This is a genomic window from Aliishimia ponticola (assembly GCF_004803475.1).
GTDB lineage: Bacteria > Pseudomonadota > Alphaproteobacteria > Rhodobacterales > Rhodobacteraceae > Aliishimia > Aliishimia ponticola.
Genome location: NZ_SRKY01000002.1, coordinates 413,543 through 431,438 on the forward strand (window position 1 = coordinate 413,543; position 17,896 = coordinate 431,438).

The 17,896-nt window shown below is 60.2% G+C and carries 18 protein-coding genes; 8 read left to right on the plus strand and 10 right to left on the minus strand.

Annotated elements, in window-relative coordinates:
• Positions 1-240: 240 nt before the first annotated feature.
• The gene (locus tag E4Z66_RS08360) at positions 241-2,856 is read left to right on the plus strand and encodes a putative bifunctional diguanylate cyclase/phosphodiesterase (RefSeq protein ID WP_136462543.1); all 2,616 of its coding nucleotides are present in this window, start codon (positions 241-243) and stop codon (positions 2,854-2,856) included.
• Here the strand turns inward: E4Z66_RS08360 and E4Z66_RS08365 are convergent.
• From E4Z66_RS08365 to E4Z66_RS08375, 3 genes are all read right to left on the minus strand, one after another.
• Complete coding sequence (locus E4Z66_RS08365; protein WP_136462544.1) at positions 2,853-3,878, minus strand: hypothetical protein; 1,026 nt, start codon at positions 3,876-3,878, stop codon at positions 2,853-2,855. The genes E4Z66_RS08360 and E4Z66_RS08365 overlap by 4 nt on opposite strands.
• A gap of 7 nt (positions 3,879-3,885) precedes the next feature.
• Positions 3,886-4,356, minus strand: a complete 471-nt coding sequence (gene greA, locus E4Z66_RS08370) for a transcription elongation factor GreA (protein WP_136462545.1) — start codon at positions 4,354-4,356, stop codon at positions 3,886-3,888.
• A 113-nt stretch (positions 4,357-4,469) separates the two neighbouring features.
• Positions 4,470-4,853, minus strand: coding sequence for a VOC family protein (locus E4Z66_RS08375; protein WP_136462546.1), 384 nt, complete (start codon positions 4,851-4,853; stop codon positions 4,470-4,472).
• A gap of 71 nt (positions 4,854-4,924) precedes the next feature.
• Between E4Z66_RS08375 and soxR the strand changes: the two genes are divergently transcribed.
• Both soxR and E4Z66_RS08385 read left to right on the plus strand, forming a co-directional pair.
• Positions 4,925-5,413, plus strand: coding sequence for a redox-sensitive transcriptional activator SoxR (gene soxR / locus E4Z66_RS08380; RefSeq protein WP_136462547.1), 489 nt, complete (start codon positions 4,925-4,927; stop codon positions 5,411-5,413).
• A gap of 200 nt (positions 5,414-5,613) precedes the next feature.
• Positions 5,614-7,266: an electron transfer flavoprotein-ubiquinone oxidoreductase gene (locus tag E4Z66_RS08385; RefSeq protein WP_136462548.1), complete on the plus strand. Its 1,653-nt coding sequence runs from the start codon at positions 5,614-5,616 to the stop codon at positions 7,264-7,266.
• 26 nt (positions 7,267-7,292) lie between these two features.
• Here E4Z66_RS08385 and E4Z66_RS08390 read toward each other — a convergent pair whose 3' ends face one another.
• Positions 7,293-7,619: a PilZ domain-containing protein gene (locus E4Z66_RS08390; RefSeq protein ID WP_136462549.1), complete on the minus strand. Its 327-nt coding sequence runs from the start codon at positions 7,617-7,619 to the stop codon at positions 7,293-7,295.
• Between the two features lie 194 nt (positions 7,620-7,813).
• Here E4Z66_RS08390 and E4Z66_RS08395 point away from each other — a divergent pair, with 194 nt between their 5' ends.
• Both E4Z66_RS08395 and E4Z66_RS08400 read left to right on the plus strand, forming a co-directional pair.
• Entirely contained in the window at positions 7,814-9,526 is a 1,713-nt protein-coding gene (locus tag E4Z66_RS08395; RefSeq protein WP_246035934.1) for a tetratricopeptide repeat protein, read from the plus strand.
• A 25-nt stretch (positions 9,527-9,551) separates the two neighbouring features.
• A complete protein-coding gene (locus E4Z66_RS08400) occupies positions 9,552-10,370 on the plus strand; it encodes a 4-(cytidine 5'-diphospho)-2-C-methyl-D-erythritol kinase (protein WP_246035935.1) in 819 nt (272 codons plus the stop codon).
• Here the strand turns inward: E4Z66_RS08400 and E4Z66_RS08405 are convergent.
• Positions 10,363-11,355, minus strand: a complete 993-nt coding sequence (locus tag E4Z66_RS08405; protein WP_136462551.1) for a polyprenyl synthetase family protein — start codon at positions 11,353-11,355, stop codon at positions 10,363-10,365. The genes E4Z66_RS08400 and E4Z66_RS08405 overlap by 8 nt on opposite strands.
• A gap of 55 nt (positions 11,356-11,410) precedes the next feature.
• Between E4Z66_RS08405 and E4Z66_RS08410 the strand changes: the two genes are divergently transcribed.
• The 3 genes from E4Z66_RS08410 to E4Z66_RS08420 all read left to right on the plus strand — a co-directional run bounded on the left by E4Z66_RS08410 (position 11,411) and on the right by E4Z66_RS08420 (position 12,659).
• Entirely contained in the window at positions 11,411-11,626 is a 216-nt protein-coding gene (locus tag E4Z66_RS08410) for a putative signal transducing protein (RefSeq protein ID WP_136462552.1), read from the plus strand.
• A complete protein-coding gene (locus E4Z66_RS08415; protein WP_136462553.1) occupies positions 11,623-12,384 on the plus strand; it encodes a tRNA1(Val) (adenine(37)-N6)-methyltransferase in 762 nt (253 codons plus the stop codon). The genes E4Z66_RS08410 and E4Z66_RS08415 overlap by 4 nt, the downstream gene beginning before the upstream one ends.
• Before the next feature lie 110 nt (positions 12,385-12,494).
• Positions 12,495-12,659, plus strand: a complete 165-nt coding sequence (locus E4Z66_RS08420) for a YdcH family protein (RefSeq protein WP_136462554.1) — start codon at positions 12,495-12,497, stop codon at positions 12,657-12,659.
• 104 nt (positions 12,660-12,763) lie between these two features.
• Here E4Z66_RS08420 and E4Z66_RS08425 read toward each other — a convergent pair whose 3' ends face one another.
• The 5 genes from E4Z66_RS08425 to E4Z66_RS08440 all read right to left on the minus strand — a co-directional run bounded on the left by E4Z66_RS08425 (position 12,764) and on the right by E4Z66_RS08440 (position 17,796).
• The gene (locus tag E4Z66_RS08425; RefSeq protein ID WP_136462555.1) at positions 12,764-13,708 is read right to left on the minus strand and encodes a transcriptional regulator GcvA; all 945 of its coding nucleotides are present in this window, start codon (positions 13,706-13,708) and stop codon (positions 12,764-12,766) included.
• A 242-nt stretch (positions 13,709-13,950) separates the two neighbouring features.
• Positions 13,951-14,121, minus strand: coding sequence for a hypothetical protein (locus tag E4Z66_RS19645; RefSeq protein ID WP_168797757.1), 171 nt, complete (start codon positions 14,119-14,121; stop codon positions 13,951-13,953).
• A 77-nt stretch (positions 14,122-14,198) separates the two neighbouring features.
• On the minus strand, positions 14,199-15,605 hold the full coding sequence (locus E4Z66_RS08430) for a peroxidase family protein (RefSeq protein WP_136462556.1): 1,407 nt from the start codon (positions 15,603-15,605) through the stop codon (positions 14,199-14,201).
• Between the two features lie 152 nt (positions 15,606-15,757).
• The gene (gene phbB, locus E4Z66_RS08435) at positions 15,758-16,480 is read right to left on the minus strand and encodes an acetoacetyl-CoA reductase (RefSeq protein WP_136462557.1); all 723 of its coding nucleotides are present in this window, start codon (positions 16,478-16,480) and stop codon (positions 15,758-15,760) included.
• A 140-nt stretch (positions 16,481-16,620) separates the two neighbouring features.
• Positions 16,621-17,796 (minus strand): acetyl-CoA C-acetyltransferase, encoded by a 1,176-nt coding sequence (locus E4Z66_RS08440; protein ID WP_136462558.1) that lies wholly within the window; start codon positions 17,794-17,796, stop codon positions 16,621-16,623.
• Positions 17,797-17,896 lie beyond the last annotated feature (100 nt).

The window sequence follows — 17,896 nt, forward strand, 5'->3', positions numbered from 1 at the left end:
CATGCCACATACACCAACGAAGGCGCGCTCTGGCCGCCCAGACACGGGTCTCAATCGGCGTTCCAGCGAATAATCCCGCTCATTTTAAGTATTCGTCCGTGGGCTAACGAGATTTTTCCAATTTTGCCCCAGACCTGCCAGCGTTGTGTGTTGTGTTGGAGGCCGCTGTGCTGGCTGGTTGGAATTTTCTGGTTCCGTATGAAGGCGGTTCCTTACCGCTGATCTTGGGATGGTCGGCATATGGTTGACCCGTCCAAGGGGCCAGAGATCGCCAAGGCGTCCTCCGTCAGTCGACGGTTTTGGGCGCTTGTTGTCGTGGTTTTGGTCCTTGCGGTCGTGAGTGCCGCGATGGCGGCCCGGTTCAGCACGATTCCATTTCTGCGCCAGTTGCAGCAATCTGCGGTCGGTGATCAGCTACACTTGGACGCCCGAAATATTGAAAACGTACTGACCAAGCATGAGCAGTACCTCACCTTTATCGGCACCCGGTCGAATGTCGTAAACGTCGCTTTGGGCGAGGCGAGAGACCCCAACATCATCAAGAATTACCTGTCCACCCTGCCGCTTCCGGACACCTTGAAATGGGTGGCGCTGTATGATCGCTCTGGCGAGCGTATCGTCGCGCACGGGCTTCAGACGGACGGCGATGCGGTGTTTTCTTCGGCGCGCATTCGCGGACAGGCGCTGCTTTCGGCAAACTCGATTGCTTCGGCGTCTTCGCGCGTGAGCGTGGGCGCGAGCGAGGGGCATCTGCATGTGCTTCTGGCCGTTCCTGTGCGTTCTGGTAGCGTGATTCAGGGCGTATTGATGGCCGAGTTCGCATTGCCCAAACAGGATATTTTCCCGCCCAATGAGGTCGCTGCCTCGACCATGCTTGTCAGCGAGGAAGAGCTAAGCAACCTGCCGGTCGAAAAACGTGCCAAAGCACTGATACAACGGTTGCCGGAATACGGAATCGCGGTCGTATTGCTTCCGGATGCGGAAGGTTTGGCCCTCACCCGAACGAAGCTCATCACCAATACGGTCAGTGCGATTTCGCTTGTTCTGCTCGTGGCTTTCAGCGTGTTCGCGTGGCTGGGCCGGGCGGTGATCATCGCCCCTCATATCAAGCTCGAAGAGCAGACCAACAAACTGACCGAACTGGCGGCGCTGGCGCAGATGTCTGCAAACGCGATTACGGTGACGGACCTGCAATCGCGGGTGATCTGGGCCAACCCCGCATTTGAAAAGCTATCTGGCTATAGTTCGGATGAAATCATCGGGCAGCGGCCCGGCGTGGTTCTGCAAAGCGAGGTCACGGACACCGCGACGGTGAAGCAACTGGCCAAGGCAATCCGGTCGCAGCAACCGATCGAAGTCGAGATCGAGAACACTTCGAAGACGGGCAAGCATTATTGGATCCGGCTGAGCATCGCGCCCCTGCATAATCAGGACGGGTCATGCTATGGTTTCATGTCGATCCAGCATGATATTACGGAGATGCGCCATCAACGGGCCGCGATCATCGCTGCCAAGCGTGAAATTGAAGAGCAGGCGTTGCATGACCCACTCACTGGGCTGCCGAACCGCCGCACGCTTGATATCGCACTTGCCGAGCGTGCGCGGCGCCCCGGTGATGACGCAACGATTGTGCGGATCGATCTGGACCACTTCAAACATGTCAACGACACCCTTGGCCATGCCGCGGGCGATTTCGTTCTGTGCGAGGTGAGCGACATCCTGCGCGAGGAAACGAAACGTGGGGATTTGCCAGTGCGCGTCGGGGGCGACGAATTTGTTCTGCTGCTGGAGAAGGGCAATACCTCGAAGCAGGGGATGGCGCTGGCGCAGCGCATGTTGAACAGGATACGACAGCCCATGGATTTCGAAGGGAAAACCGTGCGCGTCGGCGCCAGTTTTGGGGTGGCCTGTACGCTGGATGGTCTGCTGCCGATGGACCAGCTGATTATCGGCGCGGACGCGGCGCTGTATGAGGCGAAAGAGCAGGGGCGCAACGCGGTGCGGCTATATGCGCCCGAACTCCACCGCAAGGTGCTGGACCGGCGGGATTTGGCGCGCGAAGTGCGCAAAGGCATTCTCAACGAAGAATTCGAGCCATATTTCCAACCGCAATTCGATGCCAAGACGCTCGACATCGTGGGGGTGGAAACCTTGGTGCGGTGGCACTCGCCGGTCCTTGGCCGGATCATGCCCGGAACATTTCTGCCTGTGGTCGAACAGCTGTCCGCGTTGAACGATGTGGATGACATCGTGTTCAAAAAGGCAATCGCCTATGCCGAGGAGTTGCGCGAGGACGGGATCGAAATACCCAAATTGTCCTTCAACGTGTCTGCGTCACGCATCCAGAACGCGGATATGGCGAATATCGTGCGTCGGGTGTCCCAGAACGGTCCCAAGATCGGGTTCGAGATTTTGGAATCCGTTTTGGTCGAAGAGCAGACGGAGCTTTTCACCTTTGGATTGGATCGTCTGCGCGAGTTGGACGTGTCGATCGAGGTCGATGATTTCGGCTCTGGCCATGCGTCGGTGATTGGTTTGATGCATTTGCGCCCGGACGTGATGAAGGTCGATCAGCGCCTCGTGATGCCGATCGTTCATTGCGAGATGACGCGCGGTCTCCTGCGGCAGATCATCGGGATGTCCAAACTCATGGGATTGAAGGTCACCGCCGAAGGGGTGGAGACGATGGAGCACGCTAGAATCTTGCAGGAACTGGGCTGCCACACATTCCAAGGTTACGCTTTTGCGCATCCCTTATCGGTGGGGGAATTCCGCGAATTTGCCCTGTCATACCGACCGAATATCGCATCGGTCACGGGAACTGCGGTGCGGCACCTCATGACCGCAACGCGTTAGTCGAACGTGCCGGTCACGCGCCCCAAAAGCATGAAGGCGCGGGCCGTGCGCGTATCGGTGAGCGCCGCGATTTCCTGATCGGTGGCCTGGGGTTCCCACGCGGCGAATGTATGGTCGAACTTGCGCAGGAAATGGTGGGCCGCGTCTCGGAAGATCGGGTCTTGTTTCATTCGGGCCGCCGAAAGGGCCAGCGACGAACGGTCATGAATCCCGCCAAGACCGGCCACAGGCTTGCCGCGCTGACCCTGTGCGAAATGGCGCCAGATTTCAGGGCGCGCCCGGTCTGGGCTGAGGTCATCCATGTAGATGCCTTCCTGGCTCAGCAATGTCAGCACGTCTTGGGCCGCCTGAATCAATTGCCCCGCTTCGCGATCCCGCAAGGCGCGGCGCAGGGCGGCAAAACCTTCTTCGTCCTCGGCGGTTTCCGGGAAGTTGAGGGCCCGCAGGAAATCCTCGGTTGCGAGGGGCGGGGCGAAGACTTCGGGCGGCGTGCCCAGTTCCAGCGTTGGCTGATCGTCCACCGGGGCGGGCTCTGCCACCGCATCTATGGGCTTGGCCGCGTTGGCGTCGTGCCGGGTCGATGTGAAGGTCGCCAGGGTGATTTCCGTCTTGCGCGCCGCCACCGCAATCTCGTCGAGCTTGCGCGTAATCGACGTATCCGCGCCCATGCCGCCCGACTGATTTTGCGCGATATAGGCCTGCCGGATCGCATCGATGGCCGCTTGCAGGCGTTGGCTTTCCTCGCGCATCACGCGGGACGCGCGCGCGGCCGTGGCGGCGATCCAGATCATCCCGACCGGCATCAAGACCGCAATCCCGACAAGCACCGCCCGCAGCCCGGTATTTGCGGTTTCCGGTCCCGTCGAGGGCAGGACAAGGAAGAACAGCGCGACGCCGATCAGCCAAAGGATGCTCAGGCCAATTGCGATCAGTTCACTTGCCGCCAGCCCGCCGTCGCGGGAGCGATCGTAAATGCCCAGTGGCGTCGGGGTGGACGCGGGAGGGGACTGTTCCTCGGCCATTTCGGCGTCAAACGTAGGTAATCGTCAGTATTTCGTAAGCGCGCTCACCGCCGGGGGTGCGCACTTCGACGCTGTCACCCTCTTCCTTGCCGATGAGAGCGCGCGCGATTGGCGATTTGACGTTCAGCAGGCCCTTTTCGATATTGGCCTCATGCTCTCCGACGATTTGCCAGGTCTTTTCTTCGTCAGTGTCCTCGTCGACAACGGTCACCGTCGCGCCGAATTTGACCGCGCCGCTCAGTTTCGACGTGTCGATGACTTCGGCCAGACCAAGCACACCTTCGATTTCCTGAATGCGGCCTTCGATAAAGCCCTGCTTTTCACGCGCAGAGTGATATTCCGCGTTTTCCTTCAGGTCGCCCAGCTCGCGCGCCTCCGCGATCGCTTGAATGATCGCGGGGCGTTCGACGGATTTGAGATGCTTCAATTCTTTTTCAAGCGCGGCGTGACCGCGCTTGGTCATCAGGATTTTTTCCATGGGTCGGCGTCTTTTCAATGCTCCGCCAAGATGGCGGTGGAGAATTTGCGTTGCCAGATACCTGACCCAAAGGGACGGTGGAATGCAAGAGGGCGCGCATCCCATCGGCGCTTTCAGGCGTAACTTACGACCTCGTATTCGATGCCGTCCGTGTCGTGAAAATAGAACCGTTTGCCCGGCTCGTAATCGCCGTGATTGCCGGTGACGAAACCGTGCGCGCGGATGGCGCCTTCCATCGCGTCGAGGTCATCGACCGTGACCGCGATGTGGTTCAGGCCACCAGCGGTTTCGTAAGTATCATCCTTTGGCGCAAGGGTCTGCCCGGCGGGTTTATACAGCGCGACGTATTGTTCTGGCGTTCCCACATGAACCGTGTGTCCGCCATTCTTGGACGCGCCGGACCATCTGACCTGCCAGCCAAACAGATCGCACATCCAAGCGGCGGTCGCGTCGGGATCCGTCACGGTATAATTCGCATGTTCAAGTTTCGCAGTCATAACAGCTTCCTTTCAATTGACTTCACGGTTAGCGTAATTGCTCAACCAAGGTTTAGGTCAAGGAGGAAAAAATGTGTGTTTCCGACGGGTTGAGTATTGGGGCCTTGGCCAGGCGGACGGGGCTTTCCGTGTCGGCCATTCGGTATTACGAGGCGCAGGGCCTGATCCATCCGTGGCGAAACGCTGGCGGGCAGCGGCGATTTCAGCGCTCGGACCTGCGCCGGCTCAGCCTTTTGATGGTGGCGCAGAAATTCGGGTTCTCGCTGGAGCGGATCCGGCAGGAGTTTGACCGGTTGCCCAAGACCCGCGCGCCCGGAAAGGCGGATTGGGCCCGTGTCTCGCGGGCGATGCGTGCCGAATTGGATGACCGGATCTCCCTGTTGGAGCGTATGCGTGACACGTTGGATGGCTGTATCGGGTGCGGGTGTCTAAGCCTTGACGCCTGCGCGCTGTATAACCGGCAAGACAAGGCGGCCACAAAAGGCACCGGGCCGCGCTATCTGATCGGGGACCGCGCCGCCGATATCCCGGATTCCTCCGCGGATCGGGGCAGGCCATAAGCCTTACACAGGGCGGCGCGGGGCGGAGAGGGCGCCAATCGTGCTGAAATCTCGTTGATTCGTCATTTTCCGGTTGGACTGCCCTGCAAAGCGGGACAATTTACGCGGTGTCGTGATTGAAAAACCGATTACGCTGAGATAGCCAATCGCGAAACTTTCTTGCGCGAGAGTGGAGCGCCAGTACCAAAAGGGAGCCGATCATGGCAGAGATAGAACGCGAAGCGATGGAATATGATGTCGTGATCGTTGGCGCCGGGCCTGCGGGGTTGTCCGCGGCTATTCGCCTGAAGCAGTTGGACGCGGATCTGAACGTCGTCGTTCTGGAAAAAGGGTCGGAAGTCGGCGCGCATATCTTGTCTGGCGCGGTTCTGGACCCGTGCGGGCTGGACGCGCTGATCCCCGATTGGAAGGAAAAGGGCGCGCCGCTGAACGTGCCTGTGCGCGAGGACAACTTCTACATGCTCGGGGAGGCCGGTCAGATTCGCGTGCCGAATTTCCCGATGCCGCCGCTGATGAACAACCACGGCAACTACATCGTGTCGATGGGCAATGTCTGCCGCTGGATGGCGGAGCAAGCCGAAGAGCTTGGCGTCGAGGTGTTCCCCGGCATGGCGTGTTCGGAACTGGTTTACGGTGAGAATGGCGAAGTCAAAGGCGTGGTCGCTGGCGAATTCGGTCTGTCCGAAGACGGCACGCCCGGTCCCGGCTACGAGCCGGGCATGGAGCTGCACGGTAAATACGTGTTCCTGTCTGAAGGGGTGCGCGGATCGCTCGCCAAGGAAGTGATCGCGAAATACGATCTGTCCGCCGGGAAAGAGCCGCAGAAATTCGGCATCGGCATGAAGGAAATCTGGGAAATCGACCCGGCCAAGCACCGCGAAGGTACTGTGACCCATACGATGGGCTGGCCTTTGGGTAGCAATGCGGGCGGTGGCTCCTTCATCTATCACCTTGAGAACAATCAGGTTTACGTCGGATTTGTTGTCCACCTGAATTACAAGAACCCCCATCTTTTCCCCTATATGGAATTCCAGCGGTTCAAGCATCACCCGATGGTCGAGGAGCTGCTCGAAGGGGGCAAGCGCGTGGCATATGGCGCGCGTGCGATTTCTGAGGGGGGGTATCAGTCGATGCCCAAGATGGTTGCGCCGGGTGTGGCGCTGCTGGGCTGCTCGGTCGGGATGGTCAACGTGCCGCGGATCAAGGGCAACCACAACGCCATGCTGTCCGGCAAAGCGGCGGCAGAAGCGGCGTTCGAGGCAATCAAAGCAGAGCGCGCGGGCGACGAGTTGACCGCCTACGAGGCCGAGGTGCGCGAAGGTGCGATCGGTCAGGACCTCAAGAAAGTGCGCAATGTCAAACCGCTGTGGTCGAAATACGGCCTTGTCGCCTCACTCGTCGGCGGCGGGTTCGACATGTGGACCAACAGCCTGTTCGGACTGTCTTTGATGGGCACGCTGGGGCATGGCAAGTCCGATGCGGATGCGACGGAGAAAGTGGACAAGCACAAGCCGATCGACTACCCCAAGCCCGACGGCAAGATCAGCTTCGACCGGCTGACCAATGTCAGCTTCTCGATGACCAATCACGAGGAAAGCCAGCCCGCGCATTTGCGGTTGCAAGATCCGACGATCCCGACCCGCGTCAACCTGCCCGAATATGATGAACCGGCGCAGCGCTATTGCCCGGCCGGGGTGTACGAAATCGTGCGCGAAGAAGGCAGCGATCCGCGCTTCGTCATCAACTTCCAGAACTGTGTGCATTGCAAAACCTGCGACATCAAAGACCCAAGCAAGAACATCACTTGGGTCACGCCGCAGGGCGGGGATGGGCCGAACTACCCCAATATGTAAATTCAGGCGGGATTGGCCGGTATATTCTATCGGCCAATCCGCATCAGCAGCCGATCGAGCTGCGCGTTGAAACCGGCCTTGCGGGAGAGGGGGATGTCGAACGCCCCGCCCAAACTGGTGTCATCGGTCCAGCGGACACGAAAGGGCAGCCGCGCAAATCCCGGCACTTCAAGAAATATCGGGCCATCCAGGGCCAAATTGGCGGACCCAACCTTCAGCACAACCGCAGCGCCATCGCGCGACACGTTCTTGAGCACGACGGGGATCTGTTTGCCGCGGTGATGCAACACGGCGGAATTGTTCGCCGCCTTGCGCGTCTGTGCACGTTGATGTGTGGCTGTGTGCCGTGACATTCCGGTTTCCGCATTTCCGCATCTTTGCGCGGTTCAATCATAGGCACCAAGATTTAAGGCGGGTTTAACGCGCATAGTGTCGCGGCGCTGCCCGGATTTGGGCGGCTGCTCGCGCAGATGTCACAGCCTTTTCGTTGCGCGCGGGTTTGAACCTGTTAGGCTTATCAACCGAAGCAGACAAAAAGAGGCAGGTAATGCTGAAGTTGATGCGAACTGCGCTGACCGCCGTGGCCCTTATCGGACCTGCGAGTGGGGCACTCTCGAACAGCCTTTCAGGAGCGTATCTCGCCGCGCGTATCGCCGACCGAGAGCATGATTACGCGGCCGCAGCACGCTATTACACCCGCGCTTTGGTGATGCAGCGTGGCAATCCCGAATTGCAGGAAGCGTTGACATTGGCCCAGTTGCTGCGCGGGAATTTCGACGACGCGCTGCCGATTGCCCGCGCGATGGACAAGGCTGGCGTGCGCAGCCAAGTGGCGCAGATGATGCTGGCGACCGACCTTGCGCGCAGCGGCGATTTCGAGGCTTTGATCGAACGCAGCAAGGGCGAAGAGCGTGGCATTGGCCCGCTTGTGGATGGTCTGGTGCGCGCTTGGGCACAGCTTGGTGCGGGGCGCGCTGAAGACGCTTTCGCCACGTTCGACGAACTCTCTGAACAACAGGGGCTGAAGGGGTTTGCGCTGTATCACAAGGCTTTGGCGCTGGCCCAGACGGGTGATTTCGCCGGGGCAGAGGCGATCTTTTCGGAAGATGAACAAGGGTTGGTACAGCTGACCCGGCGCGGGGCAATGGCGCGCGCGGAAATCCTGTCGAATCTTGATCGCAATCAGGACGCTTTGGACCGTCTCGACGATGCTTTCGGGCCAGCTTCCGATCCGGGTATCGCGGCGCTGCGGGAGCGGTTGGAAAAGGGCGAGCTTGTCGCGTTCTCCCATGTGAACACCGCGCAGGATGGTCTGGCAGAGGTCTATTACTCCATCGCCGCGGCGCTGATTAACGAAGCGCAGGCGGATTACACCTTGCTTTATGCGCGTATGGCGCAGGCTTTGCGCCCCGATCACAGCGATGCGCTGCTTCTTGTCGCGGATTTGCTGGAGGATCTGGGCCAGTATGAGTTGGCGATTGATGCTTTCGCGCAGATGCCGCGCGATCATGTGGATTACCACGCGGCAGAGCTTGGCCGGATCAGCGCATTGCGCAAGCTGTCCAAGGATGACGCCGCGATCGAGGCGCTCAACAACCTTGCGAAAACCCATGGTGATCTGGCTGTCGTGTATTCGACGCTGGGCGATGTTTATCGCGGGCAGGATGAATTCGCGCTTGCCACGGATGCCTATGACAAGGCCTTGGCCCGCACGGATGAGGCGGCGCGCAACCGTTGGTTCCTGCTGTATGCGCGGGCCATCAGCCTTGAGCGTCAAGACATGTGGGACAAGGCCGAAACCGATTTCCGCGCGGCGCTGGAACTGGAGCCTGACCAGCCGCAGGTGTTGAATTACCTTGGCTATTCGATGGTGGAAAAGCAGATCAAGCTGGACGAAGCGTTGGAGATGATCGAACGTGCCGTCGCGGCCCGCCCGGATAGCGGTTACATCGTGGACAGCCTGGGCTGGGTGCTTTACCGGCTGGGCCGCTATGATGAGGCGGTTGGCCACATGGAGCTTGCGGTGGAATTGATGCCGGTCGATCCGGTGGTGAACGATCACCTTGGCGATGTGTACTGGGCCGTTGGGCGTTACCGCGAGGCGGAATTCCAGTGGTCGCGGGCGCTATCCTTCATCGACGGTGATAACGTCGATACCGAGGCCGACCCGGACCGCATCCGCAAGAAGCTGGAAATCGGTCTGGACGATCTGCTGGCCGAAGAAGGCAAGCCACCATTGAAGGTCGCGGGCGATAACTGACGCGGGCACAGCAACAGCATCGGCCGTGCAGATCACGGCACCGGCCAAGATCAACCTGACGCTGCATGTGACGGGCCAGCGGGCAGATGGGTATCATCTGCTCGACAGTCTCGTCGTGTTTGCCGATATCGGCGACCGGTTGGAAATCACGCCGGGACCGGAGCTTTCGCTGACCGTGCAGGGGCCTTTTGCGGACGGCGTTCCGACAGATGCGCGCAACCTTGTGTGGCGCGCGGCGGAACTGGCGCATTGGCGCGGGCATATCCGATTGTTCAAAAGCTTGCCGCATGGGGCCGGGATCGGTGGCGGGTCTTCCGACGCAGCGGCGTTGCTGTGGGCATCGGGCGCGGGGCTGGATCCGGACGCGGTGCTTGCGCTTGGGGCGGATGTGCCGGTGTGTTACGCCGCCCAGCCGATGCGGATGCGCGGCATTGGTGAAAGGCTGGACCCGGTGCAAGTGCCGCCACTGCCTGCTGTGCTGGTCAATCCGGGGGGGGTGGTGCCGACGGGGCAGGTCTTTTCCTCAATGGCCAGCCGCGACAATGCGCCGATGCCGGATGTGATCCCGGACTTTGCCGATGCGGATGCGTGCTGTGCGTGGCTCGCCGGGCAGCGCAACGATCTGGAGGTGCCCGCAGCGGCGCTGCTGCGCGACATCGACACCGCGCTCAGCGAATTGCGCTCAACCGGGAATGTGCGTCTAGTGCGAATGTCCGGCTCCGGCGCGACCTGTTTCGCGATCTATCCCACGCTCAAAGCCGCCAAATTCGCTGCCTATGAGATCGAAGCGGCACATCCCGATTGGTGGATCGTCGCGACCACGCTTGGCGGCGGTGTCAGCTGATCCGTTCGACCACGTAATCGGCCAGATCACGCAGCATCGTGCGCACTTCATGGTCGGGGAGCTGTTCCAGCGCGGCCTTGGCGCGGTCCGCCCAGCTCAGTGCGTCTTGCTTGGTCGCCTCAAGCGTTCCGTGCGCGTTCAGCAGGGTCAGGGCCGTTTCCAGATCGCCATCGTTCTGGATGCCCTTTTCGATCGTGCGTTCCCAGAACCCGCGCTCTTCCGTATTCGCAAGTGCCACGGCCTTGATCACGGGCAGCGTCAGTTTCCGTTCGCGGAAATCATCACCGATATTCTTGCCCGTGGCCGCGCTAACGCCCTGATAATCCAAAAGGTCATCGACGATCTGGAAAGCAATCCCCAGCGCGTCGCCATAATCGAACAGCGCTTTGATCACGTCCTCGGACGCGCCGGCGATAACGCCGCCAACCTCTGTCGCGGCAGAGAACAGTGCCGCTGTCTTGCCGCGCACGACCTTGAGGTAAATCCCCTCATCCGTCGCCAGATCCTGAGCGGCGGTCAGTTGCAGCACTTCGCCTTCCGCGATCGTCGCGGCAGCGTTCGACAGGATACGCAGCACGCGGATATTGTCGGTTTCGGTCATCAACTGGAAGCTGCGGGCAAAGAGATAATCGCCAACCAGCACGGAAGATTTGTTGTCCCATAGCAGGTTCGCCGTTGGCCGCCCACGCCGCTGCTTGCTTTCATCGACGACATCGTCATGCAGCAGCGTCGCCGTGTGGATGAATTCGACCGTGGCCGCCAGATGCACGTGATAGGGGCCGTCATAGCCACATAGGCGCGCGGCGGCGAGGGTCAGCATGGGGCGTAGACGCTTGCCGCCCGCGCCGACAAGATGCGCGGTCACTTCGGGAATGCGCGGCGCATGTTCGGACGCCATGCGATCCCGGATCAGGTCATTCACCTGCGCAAGCTCATCTGCCAGCAGCTCGGCCATTCGATCATGCGGTTTGTAGCTGGCGTCCATTCCGTTTCCTGTTCGGCTCTCGACTTCTGTGGTTCAGCCCCGTTACATCAGGCGTATGAAAGAGCTTTTGCGCACCTCCGACCCGACTGTCGCCGCTTTTGCCAAAGCGCTTCTGGCTGGTGAGGATATAATGTGCTTTGAACTGGACGTAAATATAAGCAACCTCTACGGCGGATTGGATGTTTTTCCTATCCGTATGATGGTGCGCGAAGATGATTACGCCCGCGCCAGCATCGCAATGCGCGACAATGGTATCGAAGTCAGCCCGTGACCGAATTTTCGGCTGAAAACCTGCAAAAAGATGCGTTTTTGGGTGGAAAACTTCACCTTTGGCAGCCGGTCAAGGGGTATCGGGCCGGTGTGGACCCTGTGCTGCTGGCCGCGTCGGTGCCTGCGAAACCGGGTCAGACGGTGCTTGATCTGGGATGTGGGGCCGGTGCTGCGGCGCTGTGTCTCGGGGTGCGGGTCGCGCAATTGCAACTTTACGGGGTGGAGCGTGAGCCCGCCTATGCCGCATTGGCCCGTCGCAACGGGCTTGAGGCCGCGCAAGACTTCACCGTGACGCAAGCGGATTTGGCGCAGATGCCAGCGCCGCTGCGGGCGATGTCCTTCGATCATGTCATCTCCAACCCGCCATATTATGATCGTGCCCATGGCACCGCCGCGCCCGACCGTGTGCGCGAAGCCGCCTTGGGCGAAGACCTGCCGCTGGCGGAGTGGATCGGGATCGGCGCGCGCCGGGTGAAACCACGCGGTTATCTGCATCTGATCCTCAAGGCGGACCGGCTGGCCGACGCGTTGAGCGCGATGAATTCCTGCCTTGGCAGCCTTGAGGTGCTGCCACTTGCGCCGCGCGTTGACCGGGCGGCGGAGCTTGTCTTGATGCGGGGGCGCAAGGAAGGGCGCGCGCCTTTGAAATTGCATGCGCCGTTGATCCTGCACCGCGGGGCGGATCATCCGGGTGACAAGGATCACTATACAAAGGTGGTCTCAGACGTGCTGCGCTGCGGCGCGCCGATCACTTATTGAGCAATTTGTCGAACAAAATCCGCGTTTGGCATGGCTTCGCGACTGCGGCGTGACGCGACTCGGAATTTGTGGTTCACTCGGCTTATTCAACACGAATGAGGAGAACGCCCATGACCCTTAGCTCGCATCTGCAGGAGCTGAAGAGAAAGCATCGAGTCCTTAGTGACGCTGTTGAGGAAGCGCAACGTGCGCCCAGTACGAGCGACGTTGAGATTGCGGATCTCAAGAAGCAGAAATTGCGACTGAAGGAAGAGATTGAACGTCTGTCGCACTGACAGACTGATCGCGTGGGTGGGGTGGCCGTAGGTCGCCTGGGCCGGGTCACACCGGCAGGCAAAATCGGAAGAAGAGTGGCCCCGGACTGTGACGGTCCGGGGCCTTACGTTTCCAAGGGCGGGGGATCGACGATGTGCAGCGCCTCGGTGACATCGCGCGTCTTTTCGATCTCTGCCAGCATCCAGTCGCGGAAGGCCCGGATATGCGGGCGCTCTTCCGTGCCGGAGCGGCACAGGAAACGAAAGCGCGCATGGGTGTTCAGCGCGATCTTGTAGGGCGCGACAAGCCGGCCCTCGTGGATGTCCTTGATGACCAGCGCGCGGCGACCCAGCGTGACGCCAACACCGGCCAATGCCGCATCGACCGCGTGGTCCGCTTGGGAAAAGCGCGGTCCATGCGCAGTAAAAGGCGCCACCCCCGCGGCTGTCAGCCACGTGGTCCAATTCACCGGTGGTTCGAGAAAATCGATGGATTGGTCGATGATCAACACGGCGTCCCGCAGCGATTGCGCCGTCGGGTAGCGCTTGGCCAGGTCCGGTGTCATCACGGGCGTCACCCATTCTTCGGCGAGGGGCAGAGACCATAGCCCCTGATCTGGACCTTGACCGAAGCGGATCGCAACGTCGATCTGGTCGCGGTCGAAATCCATCATACGCAGCGCCGCAGAAAAGCGCAGTTCGATGGCAGGGTGCTTCTGGGCAAATTCGTACAGGCGCGGGGCCAACCATTTGGCGGTAAAGGCGGGTCCGGCGGTGACGGTCAGCGTCGCACTATCCAGCAGGCGCCGCGTTGTCGTCCAGGCTGCGACCAGCGCGGTGAACCCGTCACGGCAGCCGGGGGCCAGGGTTTCACCGGCTTCCGTCAGGGTCACGGCGCGATTGAGCCTGTGGAACAAGGGCGCGCCCAAGTGGTCCTCAAGCGATTTGATCTGGAAGGACAGCGCGGCGGGCGTGACATTCAATTCCTCTGCCGCTTTAGCAAAGGACATATGACGCGCTGCCGCCTCAAAGGCGCGCAAGGCGGTCAAAGGGGGAAGGCGATCTGGCATTTTACATAAGTAAAACTAAACTGAGGCCGTGAAAAGTCTCATTTGTCAGCTTAATCACAAGCATCATACTTAGAGCAGATCAAGAAAACCTGTTCCGAGGAGAGACCCATGCTTGAAGCACGCACCAGTCAGATCACCGATGCCGCCATCCGCCGCGCCCATTTCGAACGCGCGCAAGCGGTGCGAAACGTTTGGGGCTGGATGTTCGGAAAATCGGCGCGGTGATTCCGCCGAATTTTGAATTAACTGCCGTGAAGCGGGATGATGCGCCGGTTAATCAAACCGGCGATCTCTGCGCCGATTTCCTGGCGTCGGTCTGCCGAGGCATCGATATATTCGGCAGAGAGTTCCGCAATCCGGGCGGCGCGCGCATCGCGCACCGGCAGTCGGGGGGTGGCATTTCCGTGCAGCATACCGGGGCCTCCTGTTCGGCTGAACCGGCCCCGGTATAGGTTTGTGGCGTTAAAATCGCGTTATGCACGCGATTTCGTCAGCCATACGTCATCAAGTGACCGATGCTGCTTAACTCGATACTTGGATCGGTCGTGCTGTTCTGCGGACGCCAATTGCGGTTCTCACCAAGCCAAGATCGCGGGTCCAGTTCAATCAACCCGATCACCGTTTCTGCCACGATCGTCGCGCCCACCGGGCCCAGCCCTTCACCGGGTTGGCGGGTGCCGTCGATATTCTCGCGCCCGATCAGGTCGGCCTCCCGCAGGATGTAGTACCATAGCGGCGTGCCACCTTGCAGGCCCGGCTCATCCGCGCGGGCCGCATCGCTGACCTGTTCGATCTCGGTCTCCGGGCGGCCAATCGCGCGGGCGAGTGTTTCGCCCGCAGGAAGCAGGAAGGACTGCCCGCGAACCATGTTGCGCGTGGCGAGGGACCGTCCCTCGGGATCGACCTTGGCGGGAAGCGCCAGCAGGTCAGAGGCCAGCTTCGCGTCAACGCGGCCCGCACGCTGCACGGTGCGCCCCTCATGCGTTTCGAACATCTCGTGCATGTCCGTCACGGCGCGGGCGTCCGAGATCGGCCCAAAGCCCTTGCCAAGCACCGTGCCGAACAGCTCGAACATGCTGCCCCCTTGCTGGGTCTGGACCTTCATCGGCACCATCGAATGGCCAAAGCGATACCCGGCGACCGAAAACTCGACCGGGATGAAGGGCGATTTGGGTTTGTAGAACTTGCGTCCCTCGGACAGAACCCGGGACACGACACCTTCGCCGCAGATGCTTTTCAGAAAGTCATGCACGACGCACCACTGATAGTGCCACATGCAAAGCCGCCGCGCCTCTTCGTAAAGCTCCTTGCCGCTGTATTTGCCCTGCAGGTCGTCGCACATGCGATTGTGAAAGCGGATCATCGCCAATTGCATCTGGCTGACGATTCGATTCTCGTCATTTCGGAAGTCGCCAATCAGGGCGATATCGCCGACGCGCGCCAAATCATCAGCCGCATGTGCCCCAGTGCCCAGTTCCGCGCCGGTGATCAGCTTGACGCCTTTGAACGCGCCGTCGGGATGGTACAGATAGGGCTGCGCTTCGGGGCCAAGCCCATAGATGCAATCCAGATCAAGCGTTGGGGATCTGACATTCGGCGTGTTTTCGGGGTTGTTGACGCTGTCGAGGCTGGACGTCACATCCAGCGTGATGTCGTGGTCAACGAACTGTCCGAAAAAGACAAAACCCACTGGATTGCTTTGCGATGTGGTGCCGTTTGGCCCACCATCCATGACACCGCCGGGCTGGCCAAGACTGTCCAAAACGCGCGGGTCGGTGAAAAGCGGGGACAGATCGGGAAACATGCGTCCAAAGCGGTCGCCCTCGTGGTAATGATGTTCTCGTGAACAAAAGGCATCAAGGCCTCGAAGCTGACTGGAGCCGTGTGCACTGGTCATAGTAGCCTCCAAAATTGCGTTTAAATATAACCTAAAGTAGCACAACTTTGACGTGTTTCGCAGTTTTGTCAGGTCCGGAATTCCCCACCTGCAGACAGAAAAAGGGCCGCTCCCCAAGGGAACGGCCCTGAATTCAGTGGCTTATGTGGCGGTTAGACGAAGAATTGGCCGCCATTCGCCGAGATGGTGGAGCCATTGATAAAGCCCGCGTCATCGGAGGCGAGGAAGGCAACGCAGCGCGCGATTTCTTCCGGTTCGCCCAAGCGGCCTGTCGGAATCTGGCTGATGATCGCCTCGCGCACTTTCTCCGGCACGGCCATCACCATTTCTGTCGCGATGTAGCCGGGGCAGATCGCGTTCGCGGTAATCCCTGCGCGTGCGCCTTCCTGTGCCAAGGATTTCACGATCCCCAGATCGCCCGCCTTGGTCGCGGCGTAGTTGACCTGTGCGAACTGGCCTTTTTGCCCGTTGATCGACGAAATGACGATCACGCGGCCGAATTTACGCTCGCGCATACCGGGCCAGATCGGGTGGATGGTGTTAAAAACGCCCGTCAGGTTGGTGTCGATGACCTGATGCCATTGTTCCGGCGTCATTTTGTGAAACGGCGCGTCACGGGTGATGCCCGCGTTGGCAACGACGACGTCGATGGGGCCAAGCTCTGCCTCGACCTTTGCGATGCCCGCTTTGGAGTCATCGTAATCGGCGACATTCCATTTGAAGGTCTTGATGCCGGTCGCCTCTGTGAACTTGGCGGCGGCCTCGTCATTCCCTGCATAGGTGGCAGCGACTGTGTAGCCATCGGCTTTGAGTTTTTTTGAAATGGCTTCGCCGATACCGCGGCTGCCACCGGTGACTAGAGCTACTCGGGACATGGGGTCTCCTCCAATTTAGTGTCGAAATCTTGTTACTTCCCGGGCGCAACTTGCGCAATAATATTTCTTTAAGAATTTTTACTGGAGCGGCCCGTTCGACGGGGTGGGGGCAAAGAAATGCTCTGCCCCCACCTTAGAAATCAGGGCCGTTCGATGCACATGGCGACGCCCATGCCGCCACCAATGCAAAGTGTCGCAAGGCCTTTCTTGGCGTCGCGGCGCTGCATTTCGAACAGCAGCGTGTTCAGAACGCGGCAACCGGAGGCGCCAATCGGGTGGCCGATCGCAATCGCGCCGCCATTGACGTTCACGATCGACGGATCCCAGCCCATGTCCTTGTTCACGGCGCAGGCCTGCGCGGCGAAAGCTTCATTGGCTTCGACAAGGTCAAGGTCATCGACGCTCCAACCTGCCTTTTCCAACGCCTTGCGCGACGCGTGGATCGGGCCGACACCCATGATCGACGGGTCAAGACCTGCCGTTGCATAGGATGCGATCCGCGCCATCGGTTGAATGCCGCGCTTTTCCGCGTTGTCCGCAGACATCAGAAGAACGGCGGCCGCGCCGTCATTCAGGCCAGAGGCGTTGGCGGCGGTTACGGACCCATCCTTGGTGAAGGCCGGGCGCAGCTTCTGCATGGCTTCGATGGTCGCGCCGTGGCGGATATATTCATCCTTGTCGACGACGATGTCGCCTTTGCGCGTCTTGACGGTGAAGGCCACGACCTCGTCATCGAATTTGCCGGCCTTCTGTGCCGCTTCGGCCTTGTTCTGAGAGGCGACCGCGAACTCGTCCTGCTGATCACGTGAGATTTGCCACTTTTCAGCGACATTCTCAGCCGTCTGGCCCATGTGATAGCCGTTGAAGGCATCCCACAGTCCGTCACGGATCATCGTGTCGATGTATTTCATGTCGCCCATCTTGTGACCGGCCCGCAGATTTGCGGCATGGGGCGACATGGTCATGTTTTCCTGACCGCCTGCGGCGACGATATCCGCATCGCCAAGCTGGATGTGCTGGGCGCCAAGGGCGACGGCGCGCAGACCGGAGCCGCAGACCTGATTGATGCCCCAAGCGGCGGATTCGATCGGCAGGCCCGCGTTGATATGCGCTTGGCGCGCCGGGTTCTGGCCCTGCGCCGCTGTCAAAACCTGACCCAAGATGGTTTCGGACACATCGGCCTTTTCGATCCCCGCGCGCTCCACCACCGCTTCGAGCACACATTTGCCCAGATCATGTGCCGGCGTGTTCGAAAACGCTCCCCCGAAGCTGCCGACAGCCGTACGGGCCGCGGATGCAATTACTACATTGGTCATGAGTTCTCCCTCTGCCTAAATCGTGGAGAGACATCTCGGGTAAATTCTGCCTTGGAAGGGCAAAAAACCCAATCCGACCCACCAAACTCAACCACCGGCA

Excerpts from the sequence above, each read along its gene's own strand:
- E4Z66_RS08425 (WP_136462555.1), bottom strand. The coding sequence starts at position 13,708 with ATGCCAGATCGCCTTCCCCCTTTGACCGCCTTGCGCGCCTTTGAGGCG.
- E4Z66_RS08375 (WP_136462546.1), bottom strand. The coding sequence starts at position 4,853 with ATGACTGCGAAACTTGAACATGCGAATTATACCGTGACGGATCCCGAC.
- E4Z66_RS19645 (WP_168797757.1), bottom strand. The coding sequence starts at position 14,121 with ATGCTGCACGGAAATGCCACCCCCCGACTGCCGGTGCGCGATGCGCGC.
- E4Z66_RS08385 (WP_136462548.1), top strand. The coding sequence starts at position 5,614 with ATGGCAGAGATAGAACGCGAAGCGATGGAATATGATGTCGTGATCGTT.
- soxR (WP_136462547.1), top strand. The coding sequence starts at position 4,925 with ATGTGTGTTTCCGACGGGTTGAGTATTGGGGCCTTGGCCAGGCGGACG.
- greA (WP_136462545.1), bottom strand. The coding sequence starts at position 4,356 with ATGGAAAAAATCCTGATGACCAAGCGCGGTCACGCCGCGCTTGAAAAA.
- E4Z66_RS08390 (WP_136462549.1), bottom strand. The coding sequence starts at position 7,619 with ATGTCACGGCACACAGCCACACATCAACGTGCACAGACGCGCAAGGCG.
- E4Z66_RS08395 (WP_246035934.1), top strand. The coding sequence starts at position 7,814 with ATGCTGAAGTTGATGCGAACTGCGCTGACCGCCGTGGCCCTTATCGGA.
- E4Z66_RS08410 (WP_136462552.1), top strand. The coding sequence starts at position 11,411 with ATGAAAGAGCTTTTGCGCACCTCCGACCCGACTGTCGCCGCTTTTGCC.
- E4Z66_RS08420 (WP_136462554.1), top strand. The coding sequence starts at position 12,495 with ATGACCCTTAGCTCGCATCTGCAGGAGCTGAAGAGAAAGCATCGAGTC.
- E4Z66_RS08440 (WP_136462558.1), bottom strand. The coding sequence starts at position 17,796 with ATGACCAATGTAGTAATTGCATCCGCGGCCCGTACGGCTGTCGGCAGC.
- E4Z66_RS08405 (WP_136462551.1), bottom strand. The coding sequence starts at position 11,355 with ATGGACGCCAGCTACAAACCGCATGATCGAATGGCCGAGCTGCTGGCA.
- E4Z66_RS08365 (WP_136462544.1), bottom strand. The coding sequence starts at position 3,878 with ATGGCCGAGGAACAGTCCCCTCCCGCGTCCACCCCGACGCCACTGGGC.
- E4Z66_RS08360 (WP_136462543.1), top strand. The coding sequence starts at position 241 with ATGGTTGACCCGTCCAAGGGGCCAGAGATCGCCAAGGCGTCCTCCGTC.
- E4Z66_RS08430 (WP_136462556.1), bottom strand. The coding sequence starts at position 15,605 with ATGACCAGTGCACACGGCTCCAGTCAGCTTCGAGGCCTTGATGCCTTT.
- phbB (WP_136462557.1), bottom strand. The coding sequence starts at position 16,480 with ATGTCCCGAGTAGCTCTAGTCACCGGTGGCAGCCGCGGTATCGGCGAA.